At 59.4% G+C, this 8,815-nt stretch carries 5 protein-coding genes; 1 reads left to right on the top strand and 4 read right to left on the bottom strand.

Features of this window, described 5'->3' with window-relative positions:
• Positions 1-184 precede the first annotated feature (184 nt).
• Positions 185-988: a 2,5-didehydrogluconate reductase DkgB gene (dkgB, locus tag ACW9HW_RS26950; protein WP_095197383.1), complete on the top strand. Its 804-nt coding sequence runs from the start codon at positions 185-187 to the stop codon at positions 986-988.
• A gap of 16 nt (positions 989-1,004) precedes the next feature.
• Here dkgB and ACW9HW_RS26945 read toward each other — a convergent pair whose 3' ends face one another.
• From ACW9HW_RS26945 to mgtA, 4 genes are all read right to left on the bottom strand, one after another.
• Positions 1,005-4,241 (bottom strand): transporter substrate-binding domain-containing protein, encoded by a 3,237-nt coding sequence (locus ACW9HW_RS26945; RefSeq protein ID WP_457402342.1) that lies wholly within the window; start codon positions 4,239-4,241, stop codon positions 1,005-1,007.
• The gene (locus ACW9HW_RS26940; protein ID WP_095197381.1) at positions 4,242-4,868 is read right to left on the bottom strand and encodes a response regulator transcription factor; all 627 of its coding nucleotides are present in this window, start codon (positions 4,866-4,868) and stop codon (positions 4,242-4,244) included.
• A gap of 93 nt (positions 4,869-4,961) precedes the next feature.
• Positions 4,962-5,375 carry a chemotaxis protein CheY gene (locus ACW9HW_RS26935; protein ID WP_095197380.1) on the bottom strand — a complete coding sequence of 138 codons (414 nt, stop codon included), beginning with the start codon at positions 5,373-5,375 and terminating at the stop codon, positions 4,962-4,964.
• Positions 5,376-5,622: 247 nt separating this feature from the next.
• The gene (mgtA, locus tag ACW9HW_RS26930) at positions 5,623-8,340 is read right to left on the bottom strand and encodes a magnesium-translocating P-type ATPase (protein WP_457402340.1); all 2,718 of its coding nucleotides are present in this window, start codon (positions 8,338-8,340) and stop codon (positions 5,623-5,625) included.
• Between the last annotated feature and the right edge of the window lie 475 nt (positions 8,341-8,815).

Genomic DNA, 8,815 nt, shown 5'->3' with positions numbered 1-8,815 from the left:
AGACCACCTTTCCCTGTGGGAGCGAGCCTGCTCGCGAAGGCGCCTGTTGCAACACCACAAAAACATGAACATGCCGACGATTCTTGACTTGCGGTAAACATTGCTTTGCCGGCCCAACGGTTTTTCTCACGGATGCAGGCGCGGATACTCGTGTTTGTTCCCACTGCAACCTCTGGAGTCATTCATGTCTATCCCCGCATTCGGCCTGGGCACCTTTCGCTTGCAAGGCCAGGTGGTCATCGACTCGGTCAGCACCGGCCTCGAACTGGGCTACCGGGCTATCGACACCGCGCAAATCTACGAGAACGAAGCCGAAGTCGGCGAAGCCATTGCCGCCAGCGGCATCGCCCGTGAAAACCTGTTCATCACCAGCAAGATCTGGGTCGCCAACTTCGCCGGCGAACGTCTGATCGAAAGCCTCAAGGAAAGCCTGCAAAAACTGCAGACCGACTACCTGGACCTGACCCTGATCCACTGGCCATCGCCGGAAAATCAGGTACCGGTCGAAGAGTTCATGGGCGCCCTGCTCCAAGCCAAGCGCATGGGCCTGACCCGGCAGATCGGCGTATCCAACTTCACCGTCGACCTGATGAAACAAGCCATCGCCGCCATCGGCGCCGAGAACATCGCCACCAACCAGATCGAACTGCACCCGTACCTGCAAAACCGCAAGGTCGTCGAGTTCGCGCACAGCCAGGGCATCCAGATCACTTCATACATGACCCTGGCCTACGGCGAAGTGCTCAAGGACCCGGTCATTGTGCAGATTGCCGACCGTCTGCAAGCGACGCCGGCGCAGGTCACCCTGGCGTGGGCCATGCAATTGGGCCATGCGGTGATCCCTTCCTCCACCAAACGCGCCAACCTCGCCAGCAACCTCAAGGCCTGCGCCATGAAGTTGAGCGATGCCGACATGGCGTTGATCGCCGGCCTGGATCGCGGACATCGCCTGACCAGCCCGAAAGGCATTGCCCCCCTCTGGGATTAACGAGCGGAGACCGGCCTCAGCCCTGCTCGATACTGAGGTCCAGGCGCTTCATGGCTTGATGCAACTGATCGACCGCCGCGTCGATCAGTGCCGCATCTCCCTCGGCGCATGCACGCTCCAGTTGTTCGCAACAATCGACCAGGCCCAGCGCCCGGACCATCTGCGCCCCGCCCTTGATGCGGTGCGCCAGCGCCTGCAAGCCGGGGTAATTGCCACTGGCGTGTTCTTGCAGCAGACGTTCGCGATCATCGCGATTGGTCACGGCCAGATCGCTCAACAGCTGGGTGATGAGTTCATCGTCGGCCCCTGTGAATTTGCGCAGCCCGCTCAAATCGATCTCGGTGCAGGCAGGCACTTCAATCACGTCTGCCGGTTCGCCGGGAAATCGTGAGGCCAGCCATGCACTCAGGTCGACCAGTTGGATCGGTTTGAACAGGCAATCGTCCATGCCCGCTTCAATGCAACGAACTTTCTCTTCGGGCTGCGCATTGGCGGTGAAGCCCAGAATCACCGTCGGTTGCCCCGTTTGGAAACGTTCCTCATCGCGAATCTTGCCCGTTAGCTCATATCCGCTGACCTTTGGCATGTTGCAGTCGGTGATAACCAGATCGAAGACGTGTTCGCACCATTGATCGAAACCTTGTTGGCCATCCTCCGCAACCAGAATGCTGTGCCCCAGATAACTCAGTTGCCGTGAAAGCAACGCGCGATTGGGCTGATAATCGTCGACCACCAGAATCCTCAAGGGGCGAGTCTTTACCTGAGATTCGCCCTGCGACATTTGAATGTCAGGCAAGCTGTGCAACGCAACCAGCTCAAGGCGAATGTCCACCCGGGTGCCGCGCCCCAGAGAACTGTGGAGCTGCAAGCGCCCTCCCATCATTTCGCACAAGGTACGGCTGATCACCAGGCCCAGGCCCGAACCCTGTCGGGCTGATTGCTGGTTGTTCCCGGCCTGCGCGAATGGGCTGAACAGGCGTTGCTGGTCATTGGCGCTGATGCCGATGCCGCTGTCCTGGATGCACACCGTGACGGCAATACGGTCCAGCGACGCGGGCACCACCCGCAATCTCAGGCTGACCTCGCCCTTGCCGGTGAACTTGATCGCATTGCTCAGCACATTGGACAGCACCTGTTTGAAGCGCGTGGGGTCGATCAGCACATCGCGGTCGCTGCACTCGTCCAGGGCGACCCGCCAGCGCAGGTTCTTCTGCCGTGCCAGGCCTTCGAAAACCCGGCACACAGATACCACCAGCGCCTGCAGATTGGCCCGCTCCGGCGACAGCTTCAAGTGTCCGGACTCGATACTGGAAATGTCCAGAATGTCGCCTATCACGTCCAGCAAATGGCGCCCGGCATTTGAGGCATCCTCAATGGCCGCATGGTCAGTGAAGCCCTCATCTGCCCGCTTCAGCGCCACTTCAAGATTGCCGAGCAAGGCATTCATCGGCGTACGGAGCTCATGGCTCATAGTCGCCAGGAAGGTGGTCTTGGCCCGGTTGGCTTCGACGGCAGCGTCCTTGGCTTCCCGTAATTGCCCCAGTAATTGCTGGCGCTGATTAATCTGCCGCCGCTGCCAGGCGATCCCGCTCAAGGCCAGCAAGAGCAGGAAGCCGGCAGCGGCAAACGCCTGGAAAATAGCTTGTTGATGAGTCAGCCAAAAGCTCTGCTCCACCATCAAGTCATTGCGCCAGGGGAGTGCCAGCTCTTCGATTCTTTCAGGGGGGATACTCAACAACGCCTTGTCCAGGATCGAATGCAACTCGGTCGCCTCGCGACTGGTCGCCAGGGTACTGCGGGCGGGATCGATTCCCACCATGCTGACCGCTTGAAGGCGATCGCGGTATTGCCGGGAAATCAGGTAACGGGCACCGATCAATGAATTGATGCTGCCATCGGCCTTGCCCCGGGCGACCATTTCCATGGCGTCCGCCGACAGCGGCGCATCCACGCAGCGAATCAGGGGGTAGTGCTGCCGAATGAACTCGCCGGCAATATTGCCGTAGGTGATCGCCAGCGTTTTTCCGGCCATCTCCTCGAGGGTCCTGGGGCTGTCCGGCGCCACACGGGTCACCAGCACGGATGGACTGGTCAGGAATGGCCGGGTGAGCAGCAAGTCCTCTTCGCGCCGGGAACTGAGGCCGATCCCGGCAAGCACATCGACTTCGCCGTTCTTGATGCCCTTGATCATTTGCGCCACTGACTGCATAGGCCGGATATCGAATTGCAACCCGGTGCGCAGACTGATTTCCGCCAGCACATCGATCCCCATGCCACGGTACCTGCCTTCGCTGTCGATGAAGGTGATCGGCGGAATATTTTCGTTGATCGCCACGTTCACGCGTGGATGTTGTTCGAGCCAGCGTTGCTCGGCGGCGCTCAATTGCAACGACTGCGAGCCCGGCATCGACATTTCGCTCGCGCCCCACCGCCGCAGAATGTTCATCTGCTCGTTGGGCGGGATCACCGCCAACGCCTGGTTGACGATACGCAGCAGCCGACGGTTGTCGCGGGTCATGGCAAAGGCGAAGTACCCCGGCTCCATGCGCGAAAACTCGGTCAGCAGGACGTTATTGAGATAGTTTTTGCTGATCAGATAATCGGCCGTGAGTGCATCCGCCAGAAAGACATCTGCCTGACCGAAAGCCACCGCCCCCACCGCTGCCAGGGTCGAGGGGTAAAGCTGGACATCGGCCTCGGGATAGAATTGCCGCACGCTTTGTTCAGGCAGGTAGTGGTCCAGCATCGCCAGACGCTTGCCCGTCAGGGTCGGGGCAGGCATATCAGGCGATGCGACGCGCGTCACCAGCACCGGTTGGTCGACGGCATAGGCACTGGACAGCTGTAGCTGCAAATCCTGTGTCTCATATTTGTTAGCCGTTCCCAGCAGATCCGCCGCCCCTTGCTTGAGCGCCAGGATGGCCTCGTCTCGCGATGCGTGGCGCTGCACCACGACCTCCACCTGCAACAGCTGGCTGAGCAGCTCGGCATAGTCCGCCGTCATACCTTCAAGCGCCTGACCGGTGGGGGTGATTTCAAAGGGTGGATAAGACACGGAAACGGCCAGCACCAGACGGCCTTTTTGCTGCAACCAGCGAGCATCGGCGTCAGACAGTCTGGCGGTATAACCTTCCACGCTGGAGCGACCCAGCAACGTCAGAGTTTGCGGCTGGGCACTGACATTCATTGCCCATAGGCAGATCCCCAGCAACAACAGGCTTTTCAGAATGCGCAGGCGGCGGAAGGCGTTCATTCAGATCAAATGATTGCGCTTGGCAAGATCACGCAGATGCACCGACGACTCTACGTTGAGCTTTTCGACCAGACGAGTCTTGTAGGTGCTGACGGTCTTGTGGCTTAAATGCAGAAGGTGGGCGATTTCCTTGTTACTGATTCCACGGGCCAGAAGCTGAAAGATCGTCATTTCCCGGTTAGATAGCAGATCGATCATCTGTTTTTCGCTGTTTTGCAATGAATTCAATGACACTGAACTCGAAGCTAACTGGATGAAGTAGGTGTAGCCGCACATCACGGCGTGCACGGCTTTTTGCAAATGCTCCAGACTTCTGGTCTTGTCGACATAGGCTGAAGCACCGGCACGCATGCAACGATCCTGAAAAAACTCCGGCTCCTGAGAAGTGAAAACCACGACCGGGCATGCCATCTCGCCAGCCTGAATCCGTTCAAGCACCTCCAGCCCGCCGAGGAACGGCAAGTTCAAATCCAACACCAGGAGGCTCGGTTTGTGTTCGCGGATTTTCGGCAAGACTTCATTGCCACTGCTCGCTTCATGAATGCGCTTGAATCCCTCCTGCTTGAGTACGATTTTGACGGCACCGCGAATCACCGGATGATCGTCCGCAATCAGCACTGACTTCATGACAACTCCCTGGGCAAAAATACGGCGATCGGGCAAGGTCCGAATTAAACGCAGTAGCTGCGCATAGACTCTGGCATGGATGGCCGTTTCGGACTACCTGACAGAAATGACAGTGCCGACGAACGGTCGTTGCGGGTCGACGAGCGCCATTTGACGCTCTATCGACGCGAGATCGGGCAACAAGGCATGGCTTACTTGAATCTTCTGTTGCCCGCAGGCGGGAATCGGTGGCAGCCGGGCCTGCTCACCGTCGTAGATCAACACGCGTTCCAGCTGCCGGTTATCCAGGCAGAAATCCAGCAGATCCAGCTTGCCATCCGCCAGCGCGGCGTTGACGACCAGCAGGTCGAAGGCCTCGCTGGCGTACTCCACCAGAATCAACAGTTCCTCGAGGCTTTGCACCGGCGCCACCCCGTAATAACCAAGCTGGTTGAACCAACGCTCGATCCGCAACCGGTGAAAGTGTTGTTCGTCAGCGATCAGGATGCGCAATGACTTGTTCGACAACGTGGCCTCCCGCAAGCGAGCCAGATTAATGAGGACGCAAGGCTACGGAAGTGCCCTTGAGCTTTCTGTAGGACTTTTCCGAAATACCGGTCCCCATTGGCTGCACGCACGCCCTTTTTGTAGGAGCGAGCTCGCGAAAAACCCAAGGGCGCCGCTGGGCATTTGGTTTTCGCGTTATCGTTCACGACCTTCGCGAGCAAGCTCGCTCCTACAGGGGTAAAAACATCGCGCATACTGATCGGCAGAGTTATTGCCAGCCAAACCGCCGGATGTAGAACCCCTTCACCGCCTGCGTCAGGGCCATGTACGCCAGCAGAATCACCGGCAGGAATACGAAATACAGCGACGGCAGCGCCTGCAGCTTGAAGTAGTGCGCCAGCGGTCCCATCGGCAGGAAAATCCCCACGGCCATGATGATTCCGGTCATCACCATCAACGGCAGCGCCGCGCGGCTTTGCAGGAATGGCACCTTCGGTGTGCGGATCATGTGCACGATCAGTGTCTGGGTCAGCAACCCGACCACGAACCAGCCGGACTGGAACAGGGTTTGATGGTCCGGGGTATTGGCATTAAAGACGTACCACATCAGGGCAAAGGTGCTGATGTCGAAGATCGAGCTGATCGGCCCGAAAAACAGCATGAACCGACCGACATCCGCCGGTTGCCAGCGTTGCGGTTTGTCCAGCATGTCGGCATCGACGTTGTCGAACGGGATGGCGATCTGCGAAATGTCGTACAGCAGGTTCTGCACCAGCAGGTGCATCGGCAGCATCGGCAGGAACGGAATGAACGCACTGGCCACCAGCACCGAGAACACGTTGCCGAAGTTGGAACTGGCGGTCATCTTGATGTACTTGAGCATGTTGGCGAAAGTCCGCCGACCTTCCAGCACGCCCTCCTCCAGCACCATCAGGCTTTTTTCCAGGAGGATGATGTCCGCCGCCTCCTTGGCGATGTCCACGGCACTGTCCACGGAAATGCCAATGTCGGCGGTGCGCAGGGCCGGTGCATCGTTGATGCCGTCGCCCATGAAACCGACCACATGGCCGTTGCCCTTGAGCAGACGCACGATGCGTTCCTTGTGCGACGGTGTCAGTTTGGCAAAGACGTTGGTGCGCTCCACCGCGACCGCGAGTTCGGCGTCTGTCATGCGTTCGACATCGTTACCCAGCAGCAGGCCTTGTTGCTCCAGCCCGACTTCACGGCAGATCTTCACAGTCACCCGTTCGTTGTCGCCGGTGAGCACTTTCACCGCCACGCCGTGTTCAGCCAGGGCCTTGAGCGCCGGTGCCGTGCTTTCCTTGGGTGGATCAAGGAAGGCGACGTAGCCGATCAAGGTCAGTTCCTGTTCATCCGCCAGGCTGTAGGCGTCGCGTCCGTCGATCATCGGCCGCGCGGCCACCGCGACGACCCGCAGTCCCTCGGCGTTGAACGCGGCAGTGACCTGGCGAATCCGCGCCAGTAGCGCTTCGCTCAGCACTTCATCCACCACGCCATGCCGCACCCGGGTGCACACCGCCAGCACTTCCTCTACGGCGCCCTTGCAGATCAGCAGGTGTGGCTGCTCGCGCTCGGCGACCACCACCGACATGCGCCGACGGGTGAAGTCGAACGGGACTTCGTCGACCTTGCGAAACGCCGTGCCGACTTTCAATTGGCGGTGGATTTCCACGTGTTCGAGCACCGCCACATCCAGCAGGTTTTTCAGGCCGGTCTGGTAGTAGCTGTTGAGGTAGGCCATTTCCAGCACGTCATCAGAGTCGTTGCCCCAGACATCGACATTGCGCGCCAGAAAGATCTTGTCCTGGGTCAGGGTGCCGGTCTTGTCGGTGCACAGCACGTCCATGGCGCCGAAGTTCTGGATGGCGTCCAGGCGTTTGACGATGACTTTCTTGCGCGACAGGAACACCGCGCCCTTGGCCAACGTCGAGGTGACGATCATCGGCAGCATCTCCGGGGTCAGGCCCACGGCAATCGACAGCGCGAACAGCAGCGCTTCGGTCCAGTCGCCCTTAGTGAAACCGTTGATGAACAGCACCAGCGGCGCCATGACGAACATGAAGCGGATCAACAGCCAGCTGACTTTATTGACCCCGGTCTGGAACGAGGTCGGCGCGCGGTCGGTGGCACCGACACGCTGCGCCAGCGCACCGAAATAGGTGCTGTTGCCGGTGGTCACAATCACCGCCATCGCCGTGCCGGACACCACGTTGGTGCCCATGAACAGAATGTTGTCCAGGTCCAGAGGATTGAGGCTGTCGCAGTCCTGCCGGCGCGGGAATTTTTCCACCGGCATCGATTCACCGGTCATGGCCGCCTGGCTGACGAACAGGTCCTTGGCACTGAGTACCCGGCAATCGGCGGGGATCATGTCGCCTGCAGACAACACGATCAGATCCCCCGGCACCAGTAGCTTGATCGGCCGTTCAATACGTTGTGCGCTGTTGCTGCCCGGATCCCGTCGCAGCACAGTCGCCGTGTTGCTCACCATGGCCTTGAGCGCATCAGCAGCCTGGTTCGATTTACTTTCCTGCCAGAAGCGCAGCAAGGTCGAAAGCACCACCATGGAAAAAATCACCATGGCGGCTTTCATGTCTTCGGTCAGCCAGGAGATGACCGCGAGCAACGTCAGCAGCAGGTTGAACGGGTTCTTGTAGCAGTGCCACAAATGTGTCCACCACGGCAGCGGTTGTTCGTGCTCGACTTGGTTGAGACCGAATTGCCCGCGCAGTGCCTCGGCTTCCTGTTCGCTCAAGCCGTCGGTGTGGCTGCCCAGCGTGTCGAGCAACCGACCGGTGTCGCTACCGGCGGCGCTGACCAGGGTTTGCGCCAGGGCCGGCGGCACCTCGCGGCTGACCATGGTGTCGGTGAAGTTTTCCAGCAGCGCCAGGCGACGGAAGTGCCGGGCAAAGTGGCGGGTGCGCAGGAATCCGGCAAAAAATTCCTTGAGCAGGGTCAGGTTCATGGCAGTTCCCCCAGGATCAGCCGGGAAACCGTCGAGCAGGCGTGTCGGTGCGCCGCGATGACGACAAAAAGTCGAACATCACGCACGGTTCAGCGTCGATGAGAGGACGTCGGGACACGGACCGCCAATGGCCGTGATCGGGATGCCGCTGCTCGCTTTCACGGCGAGACAACGGCACGGAAAAAACTGCGCGTTATCTGGCCGAGGATGTGCCGGTTATCGAAACCGGCCGACGACTGTCACTCGAACAAGTACCCACTGTGGGTCTCCGCTATGGATTGAAAACGCGCGAAGCTTACGCCCCGGTATTTGCAGAGTAAACGCAGAAACGGCGTGTGACGGGGGAATTGCGGGGTTCTTCAGGAAGGGTTCAGGATTCAAGATTTGTGGAGCCTGTGAGGCCGCCATCGCGGGCAAGCCCGCTCCCACAGGGATCTTCGGTGGACACAAATCGTGTGGCAGAAGATAAAACTGT

The organism is Pseudomonas sp. SDO5532_S415, assembly GCF_054071155.1.
Note: the sequence above shows the minus strand (reverse complement) of the source record. Positions and strands in the feature narration are given on the sequence as shown.

Excerpts from the sequence above, each read along its gene's own strand:
- dkgB (WP_095197383.1), top strand. The coding sequence starts at position 185 with ATGTCTATCCCCGCATTCGGCCTGGGCACCTTTCGCTTGCAAGGCCAG.
- ACW9HW_RS26945 (WP_457402342.1), bottom strand. The coding sequence starts at position 4,241 with ATGAACGCCTTCCGCCGCCTGCGCATTCTGAAAAGCCTGTTGTTGCTG.
- ACW9HW_RS26940 (WP_095197381.1), bottom strand. The coding sequence starts at position 4,868 with ATGAAGTCAGTGCTGATTGCGGACGATCATCCGGTGATTCGCGGTGCC.
- mgtA (WP_457402340.1), bottom strand. The coding sequence starts at position 8,340 with ATGAACCTGACCCTGCTCAAGGAATTTTTTGCCGGATTCCTGCGCACC.